The organism is Shouchella patagoniensis, assembly GCF_002019705.1.
Lineage (GTDB): Bacteria > Bacillota > Bacilli > Bacillales > Bacillaceae_D > Shouchella > Shouchella patagoniensis.
This window is the reverse complement of the sequence record NZ_KV917377.1, coordinates 933560-959785: the sequence shown is the minus strand read 5'-3', so window position 1 is coordinate 959785 and position 26226 is coordinate 933560. Positions and strand designations below refer to the sequence as shown.

General features: G+C 40.2%; 25 protein-coding genes. 22 read left to right on the top strand and 3 right to left on the bottom strand.

What is annotated here, in order from left to right:
- Positions 1-249 precede the first annotated feature (249 nt).
- Both rsmD and coaD read left to right on the top strand, forming a co-directional pair.
- A complete protein-coding gene (gene rsmD, locus BK584_RS05150) occupies positions 250-816 on the top strand; it encodes a 16S rRNA (guanine(966)-N(2))-methyltransferase RsmD (RefSeq protein ID WP_078391600.1) in 567 nt (188 codons plus the stop codon).
- On the top strand, positions 813-1292 hold the full coding sequence (gene coaD / locus BK584_RS05145; RefSeq protein WP_078391599.1) for a pantetheine-phosphate adenylyltransferase: 480 nt from the start codon (positions 813-815) through the stop codon (positions 1290-1292). Before rsmD ends, coaD begins: the two co-directional genes overlap by 4 nt.
- Here coaD and ylbJ read toward each other — a convergent pair.
- Positions 1289-2512: a sporulation integral membrane protein YlbJ gene (gene ylbJ / locus BK584_RS05140; protein WP_078391598.1), complete on the bottom strand. Its 1224-nt coding sequence runs from the start codon at positions 2510-2512 to the stop codon at positions 1289-1291. The genes coaD and ylbJ overlap by 4 nt on opposite strands.
- Before the next feature lie 124 nt (positions 2513-2636).
- Here ylbJ and BK584_RS05135 point away from each other — a divergent pair, with 124 nt between their 5' ends.
- Both BK584_RS05135 and BK584_RS05130 read left to right on the top strand, forming a co-directional pair.
- On the top strand, positions 2637-3419 hold the full coding sequence (locus BK584_RS05135; RefSeq protein WP_078391597.1) for a patatin-like phospholipase family protein: 783 nt from the start codon (positions 2637-2639) through the stop codon (positions 3417-3419).
- A gap of 3 nt (positions 3420-3422) precedes the next feature.
- Positions 3423-4463, top strand: coding sequence for a SepM family pheromone-processing serine protease (locus tag BK584_RS05130; RefSeq protein ID WP_245808806.1), 1041 nt, complete (start codon positions 3423-3425; stop codon positions 4461-4463).
- A gap of 15 nt (positions 4464-4478) precedes the next feature.
- Here BK584_RS05130 and BK584_RS05125 read toward each other — a convergent pair whose 3' ends face one another.
- Positions 4479-5702: a nucleotidyltransferase gene (locus BK584_RS05125; protein ID WP_078391595.1), complete on the bottom strand. Its 1224-nt coding sequence runs from the start codon at positions 5700-5702 to the stop codon at positions 4479-4481.
- A gap of 190 nt (positions 5703-5892) precedes the next feature.
- Between BK584_RS05125 and BK584_RS05120 the strand changes: the two genes are divergently transcribed.
- From BK584_RS05120 to BK584_RS05110, 3 genes are all read left to right on the top strand, one after another.
- On the top strand, positions 5893-6408 hold the full coding sequence (locus BK584_RS05120; protein WP_078391594.1) for a YceD family protein: 516 nt from the start codon (positions 5893-5895) through the stop codon (positions 6406-6408).
- Positions 6409-6447: 39 nt separating this feature from the next.
- Positions 6448-6621 carry a 50S ribosomal protein L32 gene (gene rpmF, locus BK584_RS05115; RefSeq protein WP_054708923.1) on the top strand — a complete coding sequence of 58 codons (174 nt, stop codon included), beginning with the start codon at positions 6448-6450 and terminating at the stop codon, positions 6619-6621.
- Between the two features lie 155 nt (positions 6622-6776).
- Positions 6777-7334: an RsfA family transcriptional regulator gene (locus BK584_RS05110; RefSeq protein ID WP_078391593.1), complete on the top strand. Its 558-nt coding sequence runs from the start codon at positions 6777-6779 to the stop codon at positions 7332-7334.
- A gap of 37 nt (positions 7335-7371) precedes the next feature.
- Here BK584_RS05110 and BK584_RS05105 read toward each other — a convergent pair whose 3' ends face one another.
- Positions 7372-7881 (bottom strand): N-acetyltransferase, encoded by a 510-nt coding sequence (locus BK584_RS05105; protein ID WP_078391592.1) that lies wholly within the window; start codon positions 7879-7881, stop codon positions 7372-7374.
- Between the two features lie 146 nt (positions 7882-8027).
- Between BK584_RS05105 and BK584_RS05100 the strand changes: the two genes are divergently transcribed.
- The 15 genes from BK584_RS05100 (at position 8028) to ftsA (ending at position 26217) form a co-directional block, all read left to right on the top strand.
- A complete protein-coding gene (locus BK584_RS05100; protein WP_169871071.1) occupies positions 8028-8921 on the top strand; it encodes a 2-dehydropantoate 2-reductase in 894 nt (297 codons plus the stop codon).
- The gene (locus BK584_RS25525) at positions 8918-9298 is read left to right on the top strand and encodes a DUF3397 family protein (RefSeq protein ID WP_078391590.1); all 381 of its coding nucleotides are present in this window, start codon (positions 8918-8920) and stop codon (positions 9296-9298) included. The genes BK584_RS05100 and BK584_RS25525 overlap by 4 nt, the downstream gene beginning before the upstream one ends.
- Positions 9299-9388: 90 nt before the next feature.
- Positions 9389-11011, top strand: a complete 1623-nt coding sequence (bshC, locus tag BK584_RS05090; protein WP_078391589.1) for a bacillithiol biosynthesis cysteine-adding enzyme BshC — start codon at positions 9389-9391, stop codon at positions 11009-11011.
- A gap of 151 nt (positions 11012-11162) precedes the next feature.
- Complete coding sequence (gene mraZ, locus BK584_RS05085; RefSeq protein WP_078391588.1) at positions 11163-11594, top strand: division/cell wall cluster transcriptional repressor MraZ; 432 nt, start codon at positions 11163-11165, stop codon at positions 11592-11594.
- 23 nt (positions 11595-11617) lie between these two features.
- Positions 11618-12556, top strand: a complete 939-nt coding sequence (gene rsmH, locus BK584_RS05080) for a 16S rRNA (cytosine(1402)-N(4))-methyltransferase RsmH (protein WP_078391587.1) — start codon at positions 11618-11620, stop codon at positions 12554-12556.
- Positions 12557-12572: 16 nt separating this feature from the next.
- Positions 12573-12914 (top strand): cell division protein FtsL, encoded by a 342-nt coding sequence (gene ftsL2 / locus BK584_RS05075; protein WP_169871070.1) that lies wholly within the window; start codon positions 12573-12575, stop codon positions 12912-12914.
- Between the two features lie 48 nt (positions 12915-12962).
- Entirely contained in the window at positions 12963-15149 is a 2187-nt protein-coding gene (locus tag BK584_RS05070; RefSeq protein ID WP_169871068.1) for a penicillin-binding protein, read from the top strand.
- A gap of 125 nt (positions 15150-15274) precedes the next feature.
- Complete coding sequence (locus tag BK584_RS05065; protein WP_078391584.1) at positions 15275-17209, top strand: stage V sporulation protein D; 1935 nt, start codon at positions 15275-15277, stop codon at positions 17207-17209.
- Between the two features lie 74 nt (positions 17210-17283).
- On the top strand, positions 17284-18747 hold the full coding sequence (locus BK584_RS05060) for a UDP-N-acetylmuramoyl-L-alanyl-D-glutamate--2,6-diaminopimelate ligase (RefSeq protein ID WP_078391583.1): 1464 nt from the start codon (positions 17284-17286) through the stop codon (positions 18745-18747).
- Complete coding sequence (locus BK584_RS05055; protein ID WP_078391582.1) at positions 18744-20111, top strand: UDP-N-acetylmuramoyl-tripeptide--D-alanyl-D-alanine ligase; 1368 nt, start codon at positions 18744-18746, stop codon at positions 20109-20111. Before BK584_RS05060 ends, BK584_RS05055 begins: the two co-directional genes overlap by 4 nt.
- Entirely contained in the window at positions 20111-21088 is a 978-nt protein-coding gene (gene mraY, locus BK584_RS05050) for a phospho-N-acetylmuramoyl-pentapeptide-transferase (protein WP_078391581.1), read from the top strand. Before BK584_RS05055 ends, mraY begins: the two co-directional genes overlap by 1 nt.
- Positions 21085-22440 (top strand): UDP-N-acetylmuramoyl-L-alanine--D-glutamate ligase, encoded by a 1356-nt coding sequence (gene murD, locus BK584_RS05045; protein ID WP_078391580.1) that lies wholly within the window; start codon positions 21085-21087, stop codon positions 22438-22440. The genes mraY and murD overlap by 4 nt, the downstream gene beginning before the upstream one ends.
- A gap of 105 nt (positions 22441-22545) precedes the next feature.
- A complete protein-coding gene (gene spoVE / locus BK584_RS05040; RefSeq protein ID WP_078391579.1) occupies positions 22546-23643 on the top strand; it encodes a stage V sporulation protein E in 1098 nt (365 codons plus the stop codon).
- Positions 23644-23828: 185 nt separating this feature from the next.
- Positions 23829-24590: a cell division protein FtsQ/DivIB gene (locus BK584_RS05035; protein WP_169871066.1), complete on the top strand. Its 762-nt coding sequence runs from the start codon at positions 23829-23831 to the stop codon at positions 24588-24590.
- A gap of 316 nt (positions 24591-24906) precedes the next feature.
- Complete coding sequence (gene ftsA / locus BK584_RS05030; RefSeq protein WP_078391577.1) at positions 24907-26217, top strand: cell division protein FtsA; 1311 nt, start codon at positions 24907-24909, stop codon at positions 26215-26217.
- Positions 26218-26226 lie beyond the last annotated feature (9 nt).

Genomic DNA, 26226 nt, shown 5'->3' with positions numbered 1-26226 from the left:
TAGCATGGGTTGCGTACAAAGTCGAGAAAAAAAGGCGTTCTTCACGATGGAAGAACGCCTGCCATGAATTTCACACGGCAATGGGAGAGGAGAAACCGGAGGAAGAACTTATGGGGAAATGTAAGTCTTCTCCGCGGTTGTCGCAACACGTTCAGTGCTGCTAAACTAAGTATGCACGTACCAACCTTGCTTTATACATATATTGTGAAGATGGTAGGATAGAAAAATATTATAATAACAGGTGATTGTATGAGAGTTGTCGCAGGCGAAAAAGGTGGATTACAATTAAAGGCTGTTCCAGGAAAACAAACAAGGCCGACAACTGATAAAGTAAAAGAAGCAATATTTAACATGGTAGGACCTTTTTTTGCAGATGGTAGTTGTCTTGATTTATATGCTGGGAGCGGTGGACTTGGTATTGAAGCATTAAGTCGCGGGATTAAGTCTTGTGTATTTGTTGATTCCCAGAAGCAAGCGATTGAAACGATTCACGCTAATTTAGCTCACACTAGTTTACAAGACCAATCAAGCGTGTATCGGAACGATAGTATGAGGGCATTAAAAGCTCTAATTAAGAGAGAAGCAACTTTTTCATTAATCTTTTTAGATCCACCTTATGCAAAAGCAGAACAACAGTTAAAAACAGGGTTAGCTCTTATAAGTGATTATGATCTTTTGCAAGTTGGTGGGACAATTGTCTGTGAAACAGGTGCGGTAACAACTTTGCCTATAGATATAGGTGGATTATTAAAGGTGCGTGATGAATTATATGGGGACACACGAATCTCACTTTATGAAAGGAGGTCTTCTCGATGAAAAGAGCAATCTGTTCAGGAAGTTTTGATCCTGTTACAAATGGACATATTGATTTATTTGAACGGGCAGCTACGATGTTTGACGAGGTAGTGGTTTCAATACTGACTAATAATAAGAAAAGTCCTCTGCTTTCATTAAAAGAACGTTTGGACCTTCTACATAAAGTGACTGGACATTTAGATAATGTCAAAATTGATACATTTGACGGTTTACTTGTTGAGTTCGCGAAAGCAAAGAAGGCCACGGCGATTGTTCGTGGTCTAAGGTCAAGCTCCGATTTTGATTATGAAATGAATATCGCATCTATGAATAAAGAGTTAGCTCCTGAAATTGAGACTGTTTTTTTTATGACAAAGCCAGCCTATGCTTTTATTAGCTCAAGTATTGTAAAAGAAGCAGCTAGTTATGGATCAAATGTATCAAGGCTTGTGCCTAAGCCAGTAGCAGATGCATTGGCTAATGCTTATAAACGTTAACGAAGAGTCGTGCGCTTATACATGTTTGTAGCCAAAGCGATATAAAGTAGTAAAGCGCTTAGTGTGATATATGGGGCAGTCTGCTGAAAAACATTCCAGTAATAAGCGATTGATGAATCGATGTTAGGAATTAAATTCCCCATCGTTTCCTTTGATTCGGGCTTATAAAAGACACGATAGAAAATACCAGAAAGTATAGCTGCAAAAATCCCGTGTAAAAGTCGAGCGAAAAAGAATGGTTTAAAACGAATGTCTGATTCTGCTAAAATACTCGCTACCTGTGCTTGAATGGAAAAACCACCGAAGGCGAGTACAAAAGAAACAATAATAACTTGAGCGAATAAACTCGTATCTGTCGTGTGACTTATTGCCTGTGCGCCTATGGTAATTTCAAACAGACCTGCTATAAATGGTTCAGCTAAGTTAGAAGGCAATCCAACTAAAGTAAATAGAATACCGAATACAGAGGCGATAATTGCAATAATCCCAATTAAAGATAATAGAGCATTTAAAACGGAAAAAAGAATGATGAAACCACCTATTAAAAGTAATGTTTGAATCGAGGATTGAACGGCGTCGCCAAGAAGCTTGCCGATGCTCCGTCCATCGCTAACCCGTTCTTGGTGTAGTAGGTGCAATGCATTTTGGATTGATGTTTTGGATATGCGACTATTTGATTTATGATTCATTTCATCTCGTCCATAATAACGTAAGACAATCCCAACAAGGATATTTCCGAGGTAATGAGCAAGCGCAAGAACCATTCCTAAGGCAGGATTGTGAAAAAAACCAACTGCAATGGCCCCAAAGATAAATAGGGGGTTAGATGAATTTGTAAATGCGGCAAGTCGTTCACCCTCAACTCTTGTTACTCGGTTTTGTTTTCTCATTTGAACAGCTAGCTTTGCTCCAGCTGGATTTCCGCTAGCGAGTCCCATTGCCCATACGAAACCGCCGATTCCTGGAACGCGAAAAAGGGGACGCATTAGCGGTTCTAATAATACGCCTAAGAACGAAACAACACCAAAGCCAATTAGTAGCTCAGAGACAATAAAAAATGGTAACAGTGAAGGGAATACAACATTCCACCACATCTCAAGGCCACGAGTAGAGGCTTCTAGCGCTTCTTTTGGAAAAAGCATAAGGGAAAATGCAAGAATAAGGGCAGAAGATGCGAGAATGACTGTTTTGAGTAGGGATGTAGCTCGAACTTCTTTCATGAAGTCAACCTCCTTCGACGAAACTACGGATGCATGTCCTCTTAAATATACGCATATGGAAAATGTTTAGACCATAAGATTGAATCAGGCTAAGTGAACAAGTAAAATAAAGGAGGGACCAGTAATGGGTACAAACGGCCCGGCGATAGGACTGGCTCTTGGGTCTGGTGGAGCTAGAGGTTTTGCCCATATTGGTGTATTGCGGACATTACATGAAGCTGGAATTCATATTCAGTATCTTGCTGGAAGTAGCATGGGTGCACTTGTCGCTTCTATGCATGGCGTCGGTCATTCCATTGAGACGATGGAGTCTTTTGCAAAATTATTTAAACGTAAGTATTATTTAGATTTTACAGTTTCGAGACAAGGTCTAGTGGCTGGACGCAAGATTGAAAGCTTGATCAGGCTTTTGGCGAAACGAATGAAGTTAGAAGAGTTAGAACCTGCTGTCCAAGTGGTTGCGACTGACTTGCTTGCTGGTGAACGAGTTGTTATTAAGCAAGGAGATGTTGCAAAAGCAGTTCGGGCAAGTATGTCGATACCTGGAGTGTTCGTTCCAGTGCAATTCAACGGGCGCACGTTAATAGATGGAGGGGTTGTTGAACGGGTTCCTGTATCTGTTGTTCGGGAAATGGGGGCAGATATTGTGCTTGCAGTTGATGTTTCTTTTTTTCGATCCACACTCGAGTCACCATCGATTCACGAAATTGTTATGCAAACAATGGATATTATGGGGAGAGAATTAGCTAGGAAACAAGAATCAGGAGCTGATCTTTTAATAAGACCTATTATTAGGCATTCATCCCCACTTGATTTTTCTGAAACAGATTTGTTAATTGAACAAGGGGCAGAAGCGTGTAAGCAACAATTGCCGATGATACGGAAGTTGATTGAGCAATGGAGGTAAATGATGGAGGAAAATCGGCGCAAGTTTGCTTGGAAACGATGGGTAATTCTTTTCATCGTTATATTACTATTAGGGAGATGGGAATTGCCCTATTACTATAGCCAACCAGGAATCGCCCAAACATTAGAGGGAATGATTGATGTAGAGGAAGGTTACAAAGACGACACGGGTTCCTTTATGTTAACGACAATTCGAAGTGCTAAAGCTACACCGATTTTAGCGTTTTGGTCAGTTTTTAGCGAATTTAGATCATTGTATCCTGCTCCAGAAGATTTGTCAGATGATGAATACGATGAGCGGCAACGAATTCTTATGAATAATTCGCAAGAAAATGCAAAAATTGCTGCATACCAAGCCGCAGGTATTGGAGAGGTGGATATTGAATACAACGGCGTCTATATAACGGATACAATTGATGGCATGTCTGCAGATAATGTCATTAAAGCCGGTGATTTGATTACACAGGTAGATGGAGAAGATGTTCGAACGGAAGAGGAACTGCTACAAAAATTGTCTGGATTTGATGATGGAGAAGAAGTTCAGCTCACGGTTGACTATAATGGAGAGATACGGACTGAAATACTCGTATTTACAGAATTTCCGGAAGAAGCGAATGTTAGTCAAGGAAGAGTTGGAGTGGGGATTGTTGGACCTGTTACAAATAGAACCGCATCATTCGATCCAGAAGTAACAATTACAGCTGGTGCAATTGGTGGTCCGTCTGCCGGTTTAATGTTTTCGTTAGAGATATACAGTCAATTACTAGAAATAGATTTAACGAAAGGTTACGAAATCGCTGGTACAGGAACGATTGATGAACAAGGTAATGTTGGACCAATTGGAGGAGCAAACCAAAAAGTTGTTGCCGCAAATAGAGAAGGCGCGGATTTCTTTCTAGTGCCTAATCAAAAGGGAGCGGTCGGGTCAAATTATGAAGAGGCAAAGGAAGCAGCAGAGTCAATCAATACATCAATGGAAATTATTCCGATCGATACAATAGACGAGGCTCTCGAATTCTTAATTAGTTTGCCGGACAATAATTAATGGAAACACGGCATTTTAAATGCCGTGTTTCTTTGTGTATATCGGTGTCTGTTTATATTCTGCTGTTAATTGTTTGGATATGTTTTCACTGGGAAGACAAAGCCAATAACAGTGGGCTGTCCGTAAATCTAGCTGACCAGCTGTCCCAAAGCGTTTCAACTCTGCATGTTTTGTGAGAAGCGGAACAGGCAAATGTTTTTTATAATGTTTTAAATAGTTACGTCCTTGATCATTCATACCGAGCAACCTTATATATTGAAGGGAACTAGTGTGAATAGATTCCAATTCTTCTTTCCGAGTAGATGTCAATAAATGAACAAATAATCGTTGCAAACGCGTACGCGTATATCGTTTTGTTTTTAACAAGGAAAGCCATTCCTCAAAAGTGCTCGCTTTTAATCCTGTCTCAATTAACCGATACTCAATGCCTTCTTCACATTCTGCAAACTGTCTAATTTCTTCTGGTGAACGAGTTGTAATTTGGTAATGAAGGTACGGAAAATAGCGTTCCCAAAAGTGGAGCAATCCGTGTTCGTCCTGATAATGATCAATCCGTTCTGCTGTTTTTTGAGGGACAACATTATCAATCGGTTTTCCGTTATTGAGTGCATTACGAATACTCGTCGCACTTGCAATGGGTCCTTTTTTAATTGTCGTCTCGTGATAATCCGATTGGATTCTAAGAGTCGTTTCAGGTTTCATAGCTGAATGAAGCTTTCGAATTGCTTGGACATAATGAAAGCCAAGTATATTGTTTGGTTTCGATAACGGAAGTAATTGCTCGGAACCTTCTAGTAGTGCAAATGCCGAGGCACTTGCGTTCGGGTAGGAGCTTCCTTGCTTTAAGAAATGTTGTACATGTTCATTATAGCGCTGCTTATGTTTAGACATAAAAGTAACCAATGAAATGAATGGAGTAATTTCCCCTGCTTCGCTACCGAAATTTAGGCTCGTACACCCGAGTGCAGAGAGGATGTGAACGGCTCCCTCGGCAAAACGTTCCGCAGTTTGCACAGAATAGGCATATGGAAGTTCAACAACAATATCCGCACCTGAAGAGAGTGCCATTTCGGTTCGGGCCCACCGTGATAGTATAGCGGGTTCACCGCGTTGTAAGAACGAACCGCTCATGACAGCGATAACTACGTCTGCTTGAGCCTGTGTTCGTGCCATTTGAAGGTGATGCTTATGACCGTTATGAAACGGATTGTATTCAACGACGACACCAACCGCTTTCAATAATAAAACCTCCTCGATACTTTGCACTTCCTTGTCACACGTGATAAAATAACATAAGTGTATCTATCCATTTAGTATAGCGCACTAACAGTTGACACGGAAGCTTAGTGATCACTGTAAAGAAAAAAGGTTGACATTCCTAAGTCGTGGTTTTATAATGATTTTTGTTGCCTTATGGGGTGAGTATTAGATGAAATGGACTGTTCAGCAGCTTCAGCAAGCTCGTTATGAAACGATTCAATTTGATGAAATTGTTCAAATCGAAGATCGTTTAACGGAACATCAGGATGTACGCGCCGCAAGTGATATTCGGCTTGAAGGAACCGTTACAGCAAAACGGAATGTGTATACATTTAAGTTTAAGCTGAGTGGGGATTTAACATTGGCTTGTGCCCGCACATTGGCGGATGTGGCATGGCCGTTTTTACTTGAAGGTACAGCGCATTTTGTCCCTGAAGGAGAAATGCCTCCTTCTGAACTAGATGAGGAAGATTTATACACTTATTCAGGTGAAATAATTGACCTGTCTCATGTGATCCAAGAACATGTTCTGGTTAAAATTCCACTTCAAGTTTTTGCGGACAATCCTTCTGATGCACTAGCCCCACCATCTGGAAATGGGTGGGAACTAGTTACAGATGAAGCTAAAAAGAAGCAAGTTGATCCTAGACTTGCGGATTTAGCAAAGTTTTTTGATAAAGAGTAGCACGATGTATCGCCCGAATGTTTTAAGGAGGTGTAACCAATGGCAGTACCATTTAGAAAGACATCAAAAACGAGAAAAAATAAGCGCCGTACTCACTTCAAATTAGAAGTACCTGGTATGGTAGCGTGCCCTGATTGTGGGGAATACAAACTTTCTCACCGCATCTGTAAAGAATGCGGAACGTACAAAGGTGAAAAAGTGGCATCAAAATAATACATGAAAACAGAAAGCCAATCTGGCTTTCTGTTTTTTTGTGAATAATAAAGCTTAACAGTGGGCAGTCTGTTTTAATAGTAAAACGTCTAATTAGTGAAAGAAGAGCATAAGATTTAATAGGCAATTCTTGATCAGGAAGAGGAGGGTTACGAATGACGGCTAACCGTCAAGATGCGTGGTCCCATGAGGATGATTTGCAATTAGCAGAAACGGTACTGCGCCATATTCGTGAAGGGAGTACTCAGTTAGCGGCTTTTGAGGAAATAGCAGATAAATTATCACGAACAAGTGCAGCTTGTGGGTTTCGGTGGAACTCTGCTATCCGGAAGAAGTATGAAGCGGAGGTTGCAATCGCGAAAAAAAAGCGGACCGCTTTGAAGCGAGAACAATCAAGAGTACAAATGAAAAAAGCGATTCCAGAAGAAGCGATTGCTCCAGAAAAGGAAGAACAAACAGTGTCAAAAGCAGCACCAGTATTAAAGCAAGTTGATTTGGAAGATGTGATAGAATTCCTCAAATCAATGAAAGATAGTGCAATGAATAAAGACGAAGCAGCTCTATTAAAGCAAGAAAACGAGAAACTAAAAGAGCAGCTAGTAAAGATTGAAAATGAAAAAAAATTAATCACACAAGATTATCGCTCGTTATTAGAAATTATGGATCGAGCAAGGAAACTTGCAAATCCAAGTATTTTAGAAAAATCAATTTAAAATAAGCCGCTAAGAATTAGCGGCTTATTTTTATTATTTAACTACTTTTTTCATTAGCTGCTTCCATTTGTGGTGCAGATTGTTCTTGTACACCTGACGGAAACCAAACATAAGGGCTTTCCCCACGATCTCGGCTTTCATTATACGTAATTGGTTCAAAGTCGAGTTTTGACCAAAATTCGCCGGTGCTTTGACGTGCGTTTGTTTTTATAGGCAAATTAAAGCTTTTTGCAAAATCAATTAAAGCACGACCGTAACTTTTGCCACGGTAGGGCTCAAGTACTTCCAATTTCCAAAGTTCTAAGTAATCTTGCGGTGGGTCAAAGTATTTGTCGACATTGCCGTCAATTCTATAAAGGCTCATTCTGGCAACTAGCTTCTTACCAAAATAAATTCCATAGAAAGGGGACTCACTATCATTCTCAATGATGCTTTGATTGAGATCGTCTTTCATAGATAGTTCAGCTGCACCATACTCTCTGAAATGACGGAACTCTTCAAGTGTTTTGTAATTAATGAGCAAACGTTCAACTTTAATCATACTCATATAAATCCTCCTAAACCAAATGGCGTTTACACTTATTAGTTTACTACAAATATCTTGTAAGCGCATTAAAAACAAAAAAGTTTGGTAATACAGAATGCGTAGCTGTGACTCTATGATACAATAATGCTTTATAAAGGGGGGATTTGGTGAAGATAGCCGTAATTGGTGCTGGGGCAGTTGGACTCTTTCTTGCTTCTACCTTGGAAAAAGAGGGGCAAGAAGTAACGATTTTTAGTAAGAGTCTCCGCCAGGCTGAATTGATAATGGAACATGGAATTTCACTTGTAGGCAAATTAAAATGTAAAAAACAAATAGCTGCACGAATAAGTGATGATGCTCATTCGCGATATGATTTAATTATTGTTGCTGTGAAGTCATATCATGTTGAAAGTGTCCTAGCAAATAATCGTTCTTTAGCCAATGAAGGAGCATCTTGGTTATTTGTGCAGAATGGTATGGCGCATCTTCAGCAGCTAAGCAGACTTTCAGACCATGTGTATGTAGGAGTACTTGAATATGGTCTTTTTAAAAAAAAGGAGCTCCCAAGTGTCGAGGTTCGAGGGATTGGCCAACTTAAAATTGCTCCATATTCCCGTGTGGATAAGCGCGTAACAGCATGCTTGAAGATGGCTTTTACTAGTGAGTTGTTACAAGTAGAGTGGGAAGATCAATATAAAGAAATGCTAGAAAAAAAATTAATAGTCAACGCATGTATCAATCCATTAACAGCGATTCTAGGTGTAACAAATGGTGCTCTTATTGAGATACCTGGATATAAGCGAGCGATGAAAGACGTATTTATTGAAGCGATGGCTGCAATTAATCGAACAGATACAAAAGAACGCTGGGAACATGTGTTAACAATATGTGAACAAACAAAGGAGAATCACTCGTCGATGTTTGTTGACGCACAACAAGGGCGTCAATTAGAGTTGGATGCAATCATCGGTTATATTATGCAGCAAGGAAAACAACATCAGGTAACCACTCCTAAGATTGACATGTTATATCATTTATTAAATAAAGGTCACTGCTCATGATCGTTTTTTTTTCAAGTATAGTGGCGATGCTAGTAATTGCCCCACCGGTATTGTATATATTGTTGTTTCTGTTCTTATCAATAAAATCTGAACGTCCTATTGCGGGAAGAAAAGCGAGCGATTGTACAGCGCCATTCTTTCTTATATCAATTGTTTTTATGGCGAATGAATTATGGCCATTGTACGGTTTGTGGATCTCATTAGCAGGTATGGTAATCTCAATATGCTGCTTTTTGTGGTTCATTCATTGGGTGAATCCCAAAGCCCCTATTTGGACAAAAGCAAAGGCAATATGGCGCTTATGTTTTTTAACTTCGGCGGCTTCATATATGTTCATTCTTATAGTAGCAATTGTTTCTAGGGGAATCCTATTTTAAATGTAGAAGCATCTTATTTGGTTGTGCGGATTGTTTTTGCTATTATGGAACAGGAATACAAGGAATCCGTATAAATGAGGAGATTGAACGATGAAAATTGAGGAGCTGGATCAAGACAGCTTAAAAGGCGTTTTGGCTGAATACGTAACTCGCCCGGATCGATTAAGCGATCTGTTTTCCTATATGCCGAGTGAGGATGGCTGGCTGAAAAAAAGAAGTGCAGAAGTAAGCAAGCGTTCATTTACGCATAAAGAAGATTTAATACAGCTTCTTGCTCACAAGCACAGTTCCTTGCCACACAATCAAAAATGCTTGGAACAATTACATAAATTAGAGCAAGAAAACAGCCTTGTTGTCGTCGGAGGGCAGCAAGCCGGTCTTCTTACAGGTCCGTTATTTACTGTTTATAAAGCGATGTCCGTTATTATGTTGGCGAAGCAATACGAGGAAGAACTAGGTCAGCCAGTTGTGCCGCTGTTTTGGATTGCTGGCGAAGATCATGACCTTGATGAGATTCGATTTGCTTATACGAGTCAGCAAAATAAATGGAAAAAAAGAATGCTTGTTGATCAACCGCAAGGAGAAGCTGCAACAACAAAAGAGTTACCAAAAAAAGAGTTAAATGACTTTATAAATCATGTATTTTCTACATTACCTGAAACGGATTTTACAGGTGAGTTAAAAACGAAAGTAGATCAATATGCAGATCAGGCAGTAACGTATACGGACTTTTTTCAACTATTAATGCATGATTTTTTCCATGAAGAAGGCTTATTGTATGTAGATAGTGGAGACCCTGCACTTAGAGAGATTGAAAAACCTTTCTTAAGAGAACTTGTTGAGAAAGTAGAATTTGTTCAGAATCAACAGCTAAAAGGCGAACGGCATTTACAAGAAAAAGGATACCCTGCGCCAATTGCAACAGACGAAGAAAATGCGCACCTATTTTATACAATTGATCGCAAGAGAAGCAGACTTGACTATGCAGATGGGTGCTTTTATGTACGGGAAACGGATCTAACATTTACTAGAAAAGAGCTTTTGATGGAAGTGGATGCTCACCCAGAGCGGTTTAGTAATAATGTAGTGACGAGACCATTAATGCAAGAATGGCTATTGCCAACGGCTGCTTTTGTCGCAGGTCCGGGTGAACTTGCTTATTGGGCTACGCTAAAACCTGTATTTGCGGAGTTTGGTTTTGATCTCACGCCAGTTATTCCAAGACTTTCTGCAACTTTTGTTCCAAGACAAGTAGAGAAACATTTGCGTGGAAGAGAGGACCAAATTCAAAGTTATATTGATGGCCGTGGAGTAGAGTTACGTGAAGCGTGGTTAGATGAACAGCATACTTTTGCTATTGAAGAAGTTTCGAATACAGCCGCGCAACAAATAGAAGAAGCGCATCTTCCTCTTCGTCAACTAGCTACAGAAATTAGTTCTACTGTGGAGTCGATGGCCGAGAAAAACAAAGAGTTTATTCAGACGCAAATACAATTTTTAAAAGAACGAATGCAAAAAGAAATTAGAATGCGTCATGGGTTTGAACTAGATAGATATAACGAAGCAATTCATTGGTTAAACCCTTTAGGTTATCCACAAGAGCGGATGTTACACCCTTTTGTTCTGCTTAATCTAGCAGGGAGTGACATTTTCACCCGTATGATGAGTGAAACTCCCCCCTTAACAAGTCGTCATCTCGTTTACTACCTGTAATCTTGTCAGCTCTTGTCAATTAAAAATATATGAAAAATCCTGCGATAGAGCAGGATTTTTTTTAATTCTGTGGAAAACTAGAGATCAAGGTGGTGGAAAGTGGAGGTTTGTGGTAAGTTAAGGGGAGAAAGTGGGGGGAGGTTGGCAGACGATGTTTTTAGGAGAGTATCGGCATTCGATTGATGATAAAGGCCGAATGATAGTACCTGCTAAATTTCGTGACCATCTCGGGACCCCATTTGTGCTTACCCGTGGCCTTGATCGCTGCTTATTTGTCTACCCAAAAGAAGAGTGGGACAAATTGGAAGGGCAATTAAAAGAGCTTCCATTTACGAAAAAAGATGCACGTGCATTTACCCGTTTTTTCTTTTCTGGAGCATCAGAATGTGAATTGGACAAGCAAGGGAGAATGAATGTGCCTACGCCGTTACGTGATTATGCTCAACTAGAGAAAGAGTGTGTCATTATCGGTGTGTCAAATCGGATGGAAGTATGGAGCAAATCACTTTGGGAAGACTATGTATCAGAATCTGAAGAATCGTTTGCGGATATCGCAGAGAACTTAGTTGATTTTGATCTCTAAAGAAGAAAGAAATTAGGTGCTATATGTTTTTACATACAACTGTGTTGAAAGAAGAGTCTGTCAAAGGTTTGCATATAAAAGCAGACGGTATTTATGTCGATTGTACGTTAGGAGGTGCTGGTCACTCAGAGCGTATTCTGGAACAATTGGGAGATTCTGGTCATTTATATGCATTTGATCAAGATGATAACGCGTTAGCGTACGCAAAAGAAAAACTTTCACGTTTTCAAGGTAAGTTCACGTTAATTCGTAGCAATTTCCGTTATTTAAAATTAGCACTCAAAGATCAAGGTATAACAAAAGTGGATGGGATTTTGTTTGATCTGGGTGTATCTTCTCCGCAATTAGATGAAGCTAGTCGGGGATTTAGTTACCATCAAGATGCGCCACTTGACATGCGTATGGATCAAACAGCTGCGCTTACTGCAAGAGAAGTTGTTAACGAATGGCCTTATGCCAAACTCCTTTCGATTATATCCCGCTATGGGGAGGAGAAATTTGCAAAGCAAATTGCCAGAAAAATTGAGGCGCGTCGCGAAAAACAGCTGATTGAAACGACTAGTGAACTCGTTGATGTAATTAAAGAAGCTATTCCTGCTCCTGCAAGACGTACGGGAGGCCATCCGGCAAAAAGAACGTTTCAAGCGATTCGCATCGCCGTTAATGATGAGCTTGGTGCGTTTGAGGAAGCACTTTTAGATGGACTTGAGATGTTGCGAGCTGAAGGTAGGATGGCTGTAATTACATTCCATTCTTTAGAAGACAGATTATGTAAGCAAGTTTTTAAAGAAAAAACAAAGCTTCCTGATTTGCCTAAAGGGTTGCCAATTATTCCTGATGACCAACAAGCGCCATTTAAATTAATTACGAGAAAACCAATCATTGCCAGTGACCCAGAACTAGAAGAAAATAATCGATCACGCTCAGCTAAGCTGCGTATTATTGAAAAGGATACCGATTAACGAAGGAGGAATGATTATGGGAGCTCGTCAACAAATTCAACCAAACCATCATCCGCAGCACGACGTTCGAAAAAAAGAGAAACAGGTTTTACGTTATAGGGCGCGCATTACATTTGGGGAAAAAGTGATAGCAGGATTTTGTGCAGCCATTCTGTTTGTGATGTTAAGCTTTATCGTACATAATTATTCAACACTCTACGGCTTAAATGTGTCGATTCAGAGTGTGCAACAAAAGAATAGTGTAGTCGCTTCACAGAATGAAGGTTTAAAAACAGAATTAGCAGAGCTTAGCGCTCCAGAAAATGTGATGCGTAAAGCAGCGAACCTAGGAATGAAGCCACCTGGAGAACATAACTAGTTCAATGTGAACTAGTTTTTTCTTTTAATGAAGGAGGGAGGAAATCTGATGGAAATTAAACGTGCAGTCACAAATAAACGGGCTGTCTTGCTTCTGTTCCTCTTTATAGGAGCTTTGTTTGTCTTGTTTGGCAGAATGACATATATTCAAGCAACAAAAGAGGTTAAAGGTCATGATCTAACTGTTATGGCCGAAGAGAAGTACAGTCGCTCTCAAGTAATTGATAGTTCGAGAGGCTCAATCTTAGATAGACATGGAAGTGTTTTAGCAGAAGATGTCCCTTCTTATAATGTTGTGGCTGTTCTTTCTGAAAATCAAGGAGAAAATCAATTTGTTAAAGATCCAGTAAAAACTGCAGAAGAACTCTCGCCGTTTATAGATATGGAACAAAACGAGCTTGAAGGTCGACTGACCGATGCGATTGAAAGCGGGCGTTATCAAATAGAGTTGGGAGCAGGCTCGCGTTTATTATCCTATAGTGAAAAAGAACAAATTGAAAAGTTAAAACTACCAGGAATTGTTATTGAAGAAACAAGTCGCAGATATTATCCGAAACAAACGTTTGCTTCCCATGTGATTGGTCAACAAAGTATTTTAAATAGCGTGGGCAATATGGGGTTAGAAGGAAGAATGGACGACTATCTGAGTTCTGAAGATGGCCATATTGAGTATACAAGCCTCGGTAAAGGGTTAAGTGCGGCATCAGATCGAATAACATTACCTGAAAATGGTGCAGATATCTATACGACTCTTGATACAAATATTCAAGCAGCACTTGAACAAGCGATGTCTCAAGTTGAAGAAGAATATGCCCCAGAAAAAATGACTGCTATTGCAGCAGATCCACGAACTGGTGAAATTTTAGCAATGTCAAATAGACCGAGCTTTAATCCGAATGAATATGGCGAAATTGAAAATTATTTAAACTTTGCGGTTCAAGATGCTGTGGAACCTGGATCGACATTAAAAATGTTTACACTAGCTGCTGCAATTGAAGAAGGTGTTTTTCAAAATGATGCGAAATACAAGTCTGGTAAGTATGAAATAGATGCCTATTCCGAGGATATTCGTGATGTTAATCGTTCTGGCTGGGGCGAAATCACATACGAAGAAGGGTTTCATCGCTCATCAAATGTGCTTATGGCAAAGCTTGTACTAGAGCATATTGGAATTAAGCCTTTTTATGACTATTTAGAAGCGTTTGGCTTCTCGCAGAAAACAGGTATTGATTTGGATCAAGAAAGTGCTGGTCAACTTGAACAGGGCAGGCGTTCAGATGCAGCTAGAACCTCTTTTGGTCAAACGTCAACGGCTACACCGATCCAAATGGTTCAGGGTGCAATGGCGATTGCTAACGACGGAGTGATGATGAAGCCTTATATTTTAAAAGGAATTGAAGATGAAAATGGGGATCAATTGTTTCAAGGGGAAAGTGAAATAGCGGGTGAGCCTATCTCTGAAGATACAGCGAGACAAGTGCGTGAACTATTGCGAGGTGTTGTTGACGAAGAACATGGCACTGGAGGCAAATATAATATTCAAGGTCTCGATGTAGCTGGAAAAACAGGGACTGCTCAAATGGTTGAAAATGGACAGTATTTGAAGGGACACGGTCAATACTTATACTCATTTTTAGGAATGGCTCCTTACGAAGATCCTAAGGTTGTCTTATATGTTTCTGTTACAAAGCCGAATTTAGCTGAAGATGAATCGGGCAATGATCCAGTATCGTTAATTTTTAATGCGGTTATGCAACGTAGTATGTCTTATATGGACCTAGAACCTAGTGATGATGACTTAATTGCTGAAGCAGGTCAAAAAGGGTTAGAGATGCCTGATGTTACTGGGATGGATTTAGAACGTGTGTTAAACGAACTCGATGAAGATCAGCTAACAGTTGTTGGTGATGGCGACACAATAGAAAGCCAGCAACCTTTACCTGGAACCAAACTGCTTGAAGGTGAGCGAGTCATTGTACAAACAGATAGTGAGTCGTATTCGTTACCTGATATGACTGGTTGGTCCTATCGAGATGTAATGAAAATAGGAGCTATTTTAGACTTGGACATGAGTTATAGCGGGAATGGATTTCTAAAAGAGCAAAGTGTGCCACCGGACACTCCGGTTGCTCCAGGCGAAGCTTTATCAGTCGAATTTGTAACTAGAAGTGAATTACAGGACATTCAGCAAGAGCAAGATGATGAAGAAACGGATGAAAACGAAAGTAATGAATAGATTTAAAAACCCTTGCTACTATTGTGGCAAGGGTTTTTGCTCGTCGTTATTACGGTTCTATCAATTGTAAAACAAGCATAGGCTAGACCAAGAAAATCGTTCTATGTAGAAAGTGGGGGAAAGCCGTGCGTGTATCTAATGTGACTGTAAGGAAACGGCTTCTATTAGCTTTTTTTATTGGTCTAGCCGTTTTTGTAATTATTCTTGCTCGGCTTGGTTATGTTCAGTTCGGACAAGGTGTGTGGCTAACGGATAAAGCAGAAGACTCTTGGGGGAGGAATATTCCCTTTGAACCTAAGAGGGGTGACATCGTTGATCGAAATGGAGTCGAACTTGCGACAAACATTAGTGCACCTTCTGTTATTGTTTTTCCACGTCAAGTGACTGATCCGGCCGATGCAGCAGAGAAGTTAGCGTCTGCTTTAAATATGGACCGCCAAAAAGCTTATGAAGCACTTACTAAAAGTTCATCAAATGTTTATTTACGTCCAGAAGGACAGAAATTAACTCAAGAAAAAGCCCAAGAGGTTCGCGCATTAAACTTAGATGGTGTGTACATCGCGGAGGATTCGAAGCGCCACTATCCGTTTGGTAGCTACTTGTCACATGTACTTGGTTTCGCTGGGATCGATAATCAAGGGTTGACGGGATTAGAAAATTACTATGATGAGAAGTTGAAAGGGGAAAAAGGGCATGTGTCTTTTTTCTCGACAGCAAAAGGGACAAAGATGCCAAACTTAGCAGATGAATATGAAGCGCCGATAAATGGACTTAAATTAAAATTGACGATTGATAGCAGGGTACAAACAATTGTCGAACGTGAATTAGATATTGCCGAAGCTGACTATGACCCTGATGGAGCAATTGCTATCGCTATGAATCCTAAAACTGGAGAAGTGTTAGCGATGAGTAGTCGACCACACTTTAACCCAGAAAATTATCGGGACGTCCCTGCAGAGATTTATAATCAAAATAAACCTGTTTGGATGCAATATGAGCCAGGATCAACATTCAAACTGATTACGCTTGCAGCAGCACTGGAAGAAGAAGTAGTCGATTTAGAAAATGATACGTTTTATGATCCTGGTTATATTGATGTAGCAGGAACGAAGCTGCATTGTTGGAAGAAGGGTGGTCACGGGTCACAAACCTTTTTAGAAGTTGTTCAAAATTCTTGTAACCCTGGCTTTGTCGAGCTTGGACAGAGGCTGGGTACTGATCGTTTATTTAATTATATTGAGGACTTTGGTTTTGGTGAGAAAACGGGAATTGATCTTCAAGGAGAAGCGAAAGGCATTTTGTTTAATCGTGACCGTGTTGGTCCACTTGAGCAAGCGACAACTGCCTTTGGTCAAGGGGTTGCAGTGACCCCATTGCAACAAGTTGCAGCTGTCTCAGCAGCGGTTAACGGTGGGTATTTGTATGAACCTCATCTAGCAAAAGAATGGGTTGACGATGAAACAGGAGAAGTCGTTGAACAAATAGCGCCAGTCATGAAACGTCAAGTCATATCTTCACACACTTCAGAGCAAGTTCGTTACGCAATGGAAAATGTTGTTGCAAAAGGATCAGGTAAAAATGCTTTTGTTGATGGTTACCGTGTTGGTGGAAAGACTGGAACAGCGCAAAAAGCGAAAGATGGACGGTATCTAGATAACAATTACATTGTTTCATTTATCGGCGTAGCACCGATGGATGATCCAGAGATTATTGTTTATGTTGCTGTGGATAATCCAAAAGGGACAGCTCAGTTTGGGAGTGTCGTTTCTGCACCCATTGCTGGGAAAATTATTGGTGATAGTTTAGAAGCAATGGGAGTGGAGAAACGCGAAGATCAGATTGAAAAAGAGCTTGTTTGGCCAGAAGAGCCTTTAGTAGAAGTTCCGGATTTGATCGGACGTACGCGCAGAGACATCCATGATTCACACTATGAATTGTACTTAAGTGCCTCTGGTGAAGGGGATACAGTTGTCAGGCAAGCTCCAGAGCCAGGGACTCGTGTAGCAAAAGATTCAACAATCCGTGTATATATGGGTGACAAAACAAGCGAGAGCGACTAAAATAAATTACGTATGTTTTTAATCCTTTCATTCATCGAGAAACGATGGATTGTTGAAACTTTGGAGGCAATAAAATGATCTTGAAAGAATTGCTTCATGAATTACGAGGCGCTGAACCTTTGAAAAGTGAAGATGAAACAATAAACATTACCCATTTGGAGATGGACTCTCGTCTCGTCGAGCAAGGTACGCTTTTTTTCTGCATCAATGGTTATACTGTGGACGGACACGATTTCGCACAACAAGCGATCGAGAAGGGGGCCGTAGCTATAGTTGCAGAGCGGCCTTTATCTGTGTCAGTTCCAGTTATTATGGTTTCAGATACGAAACGAGTTATGGCACGCCTAGCAAGTCGCTTTTACGGTGAACCAACAAAACAAGTAAATCTCATTGGTGTGACAGGAACTAATGGGAAAACGTCAGTTACGCACATTCTAGATCGCCTGTTTCGGGATGCAGAACAAACGACTGGCTTAATTGGAACGATGTATACTAAAATTGCCGATGAGATGATTGAAACTCGAAATACAACACCAGAATCTCTTGTTTTGCAGCAGCGCTTCCGCGCGATGGTGGATAATAAAGTTGATACTGCTCTAATGGAAGTATCTTCTCATGCCTTGCACTTAGGGAGAGTTCGTGGTTGTGATTTTAATATCGCGGTATTTACAAATTTAACACCTGACCATATTGACTATCACGAGACTATGGACAATTATTTATATGCGAAAAGTTTATTATTCTCACAGCTTGGCAACACCTATGAAGGTAAGGTTGCAGTAATCAATAGTGATGATCCCGTGAGTGATCGATTAATTCAAATGACAACCGCTGATGTTGTTACTTATGGAATTAAAAAAGCTGCGGACTTTAAGGCGACAAATGTAAAAGTGACGGCTGCTGGAACGGTATTTACGTTAGTTGCATTTGGTGAGTCAATTCAAATAGAGTTGAAGTTGATCGGTTTATTTAATGTCTATAACGCCCTTGCGGCGATAGCGGCAGGTTATATGTCAGGCCTAACACTTACTCAGATGAAACAGAGTTTGAAAAAAGTGAAAGGTGTGGCTGGACGTTTTGAAGCTGTCGATGCAGGTCAAGACTTTACGGTAATTGTTGACTATGCTCACACGCCCGATAGCCTAGAAAATGTTCTTCAAACAGTACAAGACTTTGCAGAAAATCATGTTCATGTTGTTGTTGGTTGTGGTGGAGACCGTGATTCAACAAAAAGACCGGTAATGGCTAGAATTGCAGTACAATATGCGGACGAAACAATCTTCACATCAGATAATCCACGAACGGAAGATCCCAAAGCAATTTTGTCAGATATGACGACTTTACTGGACGCTGATCAATTTGCTGTGATTGAAGATCGAAAAATGGCCATAAAAACAGCGATTGGGCAAGCGAACAAAGGGGATATTGTTGTGATTGCTGGAAAAGGGCATGAAACGTATCAAGAGATAGGCAAAGAGCGGATTCATTTTGATGATCGGGAAGTCGCTCGGGCTGCATTGAAGGAGCGGATACAATGAGCATTCATTCAAGCTTAGTTGAAACGGTATCCAAACAGGTTCGTTTAGAAAATGTTCCATTCACGTTTCTGTCTGTATCAACAGACACAAGAAAACACGCAGAACAATCACTGTTTGTTCCGCTGAAGGGGGAGCGTTTTAATGGCCACCAGTTTCTGGATCAAGCGATAGCGGCTGGAGCAATAGCAGCTTTTTGGGATGAAGGAGAGTCTCTTCCTGATCAATTACCAGATTCCTTTCAGGTCTATTTCGTTGAGGATACATTAGTTGCCTTACAGCAATTAGCAAAAACATATCGAAATCAAGTAAATCCGTTTATTATCGGCATTACTGGTTCGAATGGAAAGACGACTACAAAAGATATGATTTGTGAGCTTCTAGGCGGAGAAGAGTTTGTTCATAAAACGTTAGGGAATTTAAATAACCATATTGGTGTGCCTTTAACCTTATTGGCGATGCCTAAAGACTGCAAATACGCCGTGATAGAAATGGGCATGAACCATGCTGGAGAAATTGCATTATTATCAGAGATTGCCCAACCTAATGCTGCAGTTGTTACTAATATTGGTGAAGCACATATTGAACATTTAGGCTCTCGTGAAGGAATTGCTGCAGCTAAAATGGAAATTGCTACTGGGCTTAAACAACAAAAGTGGCTGATCGTTGATGGTGATGAAAGACTCCTATCAGACTACGAAGATTGGAATCCAGTTAAAATTGGTTTTAGTGACGATGTTGATGTCCCTCTAACTGAAATACAAAGTGTAGGTTCTGGATATACATTTTCATTAGGAAGTGAAAAGGGCTGGAGTATTCATTTGCTGGGCAAACATAATGTCAAAAACGTTGCTTATGCTATTTGGATTGCACGTAAATTAGGTATTAGTCAAACAATTATTCAAGAACGGATCAATAAGATTAAAATTAGTGGAATGCGTCTTGAACAAGTGAGCGGTCCAAATGGATCTACCTTTATTAATGATGCGTATAATGCAAATCCTACTTCTATGAAAGCTGCAATAAAAACCATAAAAGAACTGCCTGGTTATCAAGAACGAGTACTTGTATTAGGCGATATCTATGAATTGGGGCCAGATGAAGAGTGGCTTCATAAAAGTGTGGCAGAAGTAATTGACTGGCCGATTACGGTTGTCATTACTGTTGGTGAAAAAGGACGTTGGATTTATGAAGCGATTAAAGAAAAAGAATGCGATTGTTTGCGTACATACCATGCAACTTCGGTAGAAGCAGCAGCAAACCATTTAAATCAATATTTGAAACAAGACACCGTTGTACTGCTGAAAGCATCACGTCGCCTTGCGCTTGAGCATGTTTTACCGGCTGTCAAAGGAGGCCATCAGTAATGGAAGAATGGACGTTATTATTCGTTCTACTTCTCTCGTTTGCGGCTGCAGTGATTTTGTCACCGCTATTTATACCATTTTTAAGACGTTTGAAGTTTGGGCAAAGTATTCGGGAAGAAGGACCTAAATCCCATCAAAAGAAAAGTGGAACACCAACAATGGGCGGTATTGTAATTGTCTTATCTATATTAATTACATCCATTGCTATTGGCGGAGTGTTTAATGAGTTCAGCGTGGAATTATTGCTCTTAATGCTCGTTACGATTGGTTACGGGATTGTTGGTTTTGTAGATGATTATTTAAAAGTAGCGAGAAAACATAATTTAGGTTTAACATCAAAACAAAAATTGGTTGGCCAACTATTAATTGCAGGCTTGTTCTATTTAGGGTTGTTATACATTGATTTAGATACATTTGTTTCAATCCCTGGTACATCAATTGGGCTTGAATTAGGTTGGTTTTATCCAATACTTGTCATTGTTATGTTGCTAGCTGGAAGCAATGCGGTCAATTTAACAGACGGTCTTGATGGCTTACTTGCAGGAACAGGGGCAATTGCATTTGCTGCTTTTGCCATACTTGCTTGGAGCGCAGGTTTTATTGATGCAGCTCTATTTTCTACTGCTATAACAGGTGCTGTATTAGGGTTTTTAGTGTTTAATGCTCATCCGGCGAAAGTATTTATGGGCGATACGGGATCGTTAGCACTTGGTGGCGCAATTGCCGGGATTGCGATTCTAACAAAGATGGAATTAATGCTTATTATTGTTGGCGGTGTATTTGTTATTGAAACGCTTTCGGTTATCATTCAGGTCATTTCATATAAAACGACTGGGAAACGTGTTTTCAAAATGAGTCCATTACATCACCATTATGAATTATCAGGTTGGTCAGAATGGCGAGTGGTTGTAACTTTCTGGCTTGTAGGCATGGTCTTTGCAATTATGGGTATCTACATTGGAGTGTGGCTAACATGAGACGTGTAGATGAATTAAAAGGGAAAAGTGTATTGGTTTTGGGATTAGCAAAAAGTGGCTTTGCTGCTGCTAAAATCTTACATGAACTCGGCGCACGTATCCTTGTGAATGATAATAAAGCGTATAATCAAAATCCAGAAGCAAAAGCATTGGAACAACTTGGCATTGAAGTGGTTTGTGGGGAGCATCCTCTACACTTGCTTGATGGTATGGATTTAATGGTTAAAAACCCTGGAATTCCATATGGAAACATCCTTGTACAGGAGGCATTAAGTCGTCAGTTGCCTGTGTGGACGGAGATTGAACTAGCCTATCGTTTGTCAGAGGCGGATATTGTTGCTGTCACTGGATCTAATGGAAAAACCACAACAACTACATTAATTAAAGAAATGCTTGAAAACAGCGGACGTACGCCATTGATTGCTGGTAACATTGGAACAGTAGCGTCTGAAGTAGCTAAAAGTGCAACAACGAATGATATTATGGTCCTTGAATTATCGAGTTTTCAATTGATGGGTACAGAAGCATTTAAACCAAACATAGCTGTTTGGTTAAATATCTTTGATGCACACCTCGATTACCATGGGTCAAGAGAAGAATACATCGGGGCAAAAGCAAAAATAGGTGCTCATTTAAATGAATCTGATGCACTTGTTTATAACGCAGATGATGAGATCGTGGTAGCAGCGGCTTCTCAATTAAATGGGAACAAAATTCCTTTTTCTGTTAAACAAAAAGTTAAAAAAGGCGCTTATGTGGAAGCAGGGATGATTTGTTTTCAAGAAGAAACGATTATCGACTTAAGTGAGGTTGTACTTCCTGGAGCACATAATGTTGAAAATATGCTTGCTGCGGTTGCGGCAGCAAAGCTTGCTGGTGCTAAAAGTGAGCAAATCCGTTTGGTGTTAAAAGGCTTTAAAGGGGTTAAACACCGGTTGCAATTTGTTAGAGATTGGGACGGTATACAGATTTACAATGATTCTAAAGCGACAAATATTCTAGCTACAAAAGCAGCGCTATCTGCTTTTTCTAAGCCAATTATTCTTATCGCTGGTGGGTTAGATCGGGGCAATGAATTTGATGAATTGTCACAAAGTCTAACGCATGTCAAAGTCCTCGTTACATATGGGGAAACAAAAGAAAAGTTATCAAATCTGGCAAAAAAAATTGGTTTGAAAACCATTCAAGCGGAACGGGTCGAAGACGCTACGAAAGTAGCTCTTTCTGAATCACAACCTGGTGATGTTGTCTTGCTTTCACCTGCTTGTGCAAGTTGGGATCAGTATAAATCTTTTGAAGAACGAGGAGAAGCTTTTCTAACTTCGGTCAGTGAATTTCTTCAAATAGATTAAGTAAGAAGCCTGCCGGGTTATGGCAGGCTTCTTTTTTGGACATGTTTAACTGCCACACCTCATATAGTTAAATTAGACGTCGTATGAAGCAAAGGTGTGAGTGTAATGGATAAGCAACGATCTGCTCCAGATTTAATTTTGCTTGCAACAACGATTGGGCTATTAACGATCGGGCTGATCATGGTTTATAGCGCTAGCGCAGCATGGGCAACTTATCGGTTTGATGATGCGTGGTTCTTTGCCAAACGCCAATTGTTTTTTGGAGGCGTTGGTATTGTACTCATGTGTTTAATTATGAGAATCGATTATTGGACATGGAGAACCTATTCTAAGGGAATGCTAGTGATTTGTTTCATTTTACTTGTCCTTGTACTTATACCAGGAGTGGGACTTGTGCGGGGAGGAGCTAGTAGTTGGCTTGGAGTGGGAGCTTTTTCAATCCAGCCCTCAGAATTTACGAAAATCGCAATGATTGTATTTTTAGCCAATTATTTGGCAATTCATCAAAAAAAGATCACCTCTTTCAAGAGAGGCTTATTACCATCTTTATCACTTGTTATGTTGGCATTTGGAATGATTATGCTGCAGCCTGATTTAGGGACAGGGTCGGTAATGGTGGGCACATGTATAGCGATGATCTTTATTTCTGGCGCAAGGATTAAACATTTTGTTTTATTGGGTTTATTAGGTGTTGCTGGTTTTGTAGGGTTGATTGCCAGTGCTCCTTACCGAATTCAGCGCATTACTTCTTTTTTAGATCCTTGGAGTGATCCACTTGGAAGTGGGTTTCAAATTATTCAATCACTATTTGCGATAGGGCCGGGCGGCTTGCTTGGGATGGGACTTGGAGAGAGTCGACAAAAGTACTTTTATTTACCTGAACCACAAACGGATTTTATTTTTGCGATTCTAGCAGAAGAGATGGGCTTTTTAGGAGGTATGATCGTACTTGCTTTATTTTCCATTTTATTTTGGCGGGGCATAAGAATCGCGCTTGGTGCTCCAGATTTGTTTGGTAGCTTTTTAGCAGTAGGAATTGTGGTTATGGTGGCTATTCAAGTTATGATTAATATTGGAGTTGTAACAGGATTAATGCCAGTAACTGGTATTACGTTACCTCTTTTAAGTTATGGAGGTTCGTCATTAACATTAATGCTCATGTCGTTAGGAATTTTGTTGAATATTAGTAGGCATGCACGTTAAGAGGGTGGGTAATCCCACTCTTTTTCTGTTTCGTGTGGAGAGAAACAGGATATTCGTGCTAAAATGGAGAAAAAGAGTAAAGTAAATGTTTTGTTAACCGATAAAAAGGGTACGTATTGTAAGTCGTAGGGAGACTGGATATCCGTTTACATTCCGTATTAATGGAACAGTTTGGAGGAACAAATGTGAGTCGAGATGAAAAAGTTGTTTCGGTAAACGAGCGAATTCCAACCTTACAGGAAAAGCGGAAGCGAAAAGCGAACCGGCGAATGCTGGCTATTATTTTGTTGTTTTTTTCGTTGCTTATCTTGCTTGTTTATTTTCAGAGCCCGCTTAGTGATGTGAAAACAATAACAATTTCGGGCAATCAACTTGTAACGGATGAAGTAGTCTTAACAGAAAGTGGCATAAAACAAGGAATGAATATGTGGAATCTAGCTGAAGGAGAGCGTACAGAGAGACTTGAGCAAGTGACTGAAATTCAACACGCTGCAATTGAACGTGAATTACCGTCTACTGTAAATGTGACTATTGAAGAATATCCACGCGTTGGTTATGTAGCTAGTGAAGAAGGGTATCGCCCTCTTTTACAAAATGGACAAACTCTTGAGGCGGTATCTAGTAACCAACTTGCTGGTGATGCTCCGGTCTTAGTTGGGTTTAAAGACGAAGAAATGCTCGCACAGATGGGGGAAGAGCTTGTTAAAACAGCTCCAGAAATTGTGGGGCGTATTTCGGAGATTTTATTTACACCAACTGATGGTTCAAAAGATGAATTGACTCTTTTTATGAACGACGGAATGGAAGTGCGTACAGCAGTCAGCTCTTTCGCTCAGTATATGCAACCATATCCGCAAGTCTATGCTCAAATAGATGCAAAGAAGGATGGAGTGCTATATATGAAAATGAGCCCTTATTTCAAAGAGAATCAGACTGCAGAGGAATAGGCATTTTGATCGATTTTTGCGGGAGGATTTTAAAAAATCCAGAGAAGTTTTAAGCTTTCGAAGGCTTTGTGGTCTGTTTTGTTACTAAAATAAAGCAAAAATAGAGGAATGATTGTTTAAACCGCGGAAGGTTATGTCTTTTCTCTATCTCCAACTTGGTGTAGACTAAAAGACAAGAGTCTTCGTAGGCTTTTTATACATAAGATACTGCTAGAATTAAAAAGGATTCCACTTAAGCTTGTTGAATACTTGTATGTAATTAAAATATGATTAAAAAATGAGAAGACACCATGACTGTGCAGATGGGGAGGTGCCATTGGTGAGCAGTGAAACGTATGTAAGTTTGGATATTGGAACATCTTCTGTGAAAGTTGTCGTGGCAGAAGTAGCTGGAGGCTCAATTAATATCCTTGGAGTTGGCAATGTCGATTCTGAAGGAATCCGTAAAGGAACGATCGTTGATATAGATGAGACGGTTAAATCCATCAAACGAGCGGTGGATCAGGCTGAGCGAATGGTTGGAATACGGATTGAACATGTGGTTGTTGGCGTAAATGGCAGCCATGTTGATTTAACCCCATGCCACGGTGTCGTAGCAGTTTCTAGTAGTGACCGTGAAATTGGGGTTGAAGATGTACGGAGAGTGATCGATGCAGCTCAAGTAGTGTCAATCCCACCAGAAAGAGAGATTATTGATGTTATTCCAAAGCAGTTTATTGTAGATGGACTCGATGAAATTACTGATCCAAAAGGAATGATTGGAGTCCGTTTAGAGATGGAAGGCACAATGATCACAGGTTCAAAGACGGTGTTGCATAATCTGTTGCGCTGTGTAGAACGAGCTGGTCTTTCGGTAGCGGAAATTTGCTTGAATTCGCTTGCGGCTGGTTCCGTGGCCGTTTCAAAAGATGAAAAAGGGCTTGGGGTTTGTGTGATTGAGATTGGTGGAGGATCAACAACCGTTTCTGTATTTGATCAAGGCACACTCGCAGCCATGACCGTACTTCAAATAGGTGGAGACCATATTACGAATGATCTTGCTGTAGGTCTAAAGCTTACTACTGAAGAAGCAGAACGGGTTAAATGTAAGTATGGACATGCATTTATTGATGAAGCTTCACCCGAAGAACAAATTACAATCCAAAAGATTGGTTCAAATGAACGAGAAACATTAACACAGTTGGAACTGGCTCAAATAATTGAACCACGCGTAGAGGAAATTGTAGAGCTTGCTGCACGTGAACTCGTTCGGCTAGGCTTTAGACAATTCCCAAGTGGCTTCGTATTGACTGGGGGCACTGTTGCACTTCCGGGCGTATTGGAGTTAGCAAAGGATATGCTCGAAGGAAATATTCGAGTAGCGATTCCCAATTATATTGGTGTGCGGGAACCGAAGTATACAGTTAGTATTGGATTAATTCAATTTGCCCATAAAAATGGACGAGTTCAAGGGAAAGAAATTGCTGCGGCATTTTCCCACGCGGATGAGCAAGAGTCTATTGAAGTACCAACTTCTAACAATCGCAGTAGTAAACGTCAAGAAGTGAAACGTCAAGAGGTAAAACAGCAACAAGAAGAAAAGAAAGAATCGAAAGTAAAGTCGTGGTTTAAAACGTTTTTCGAATAAAAACGAAAA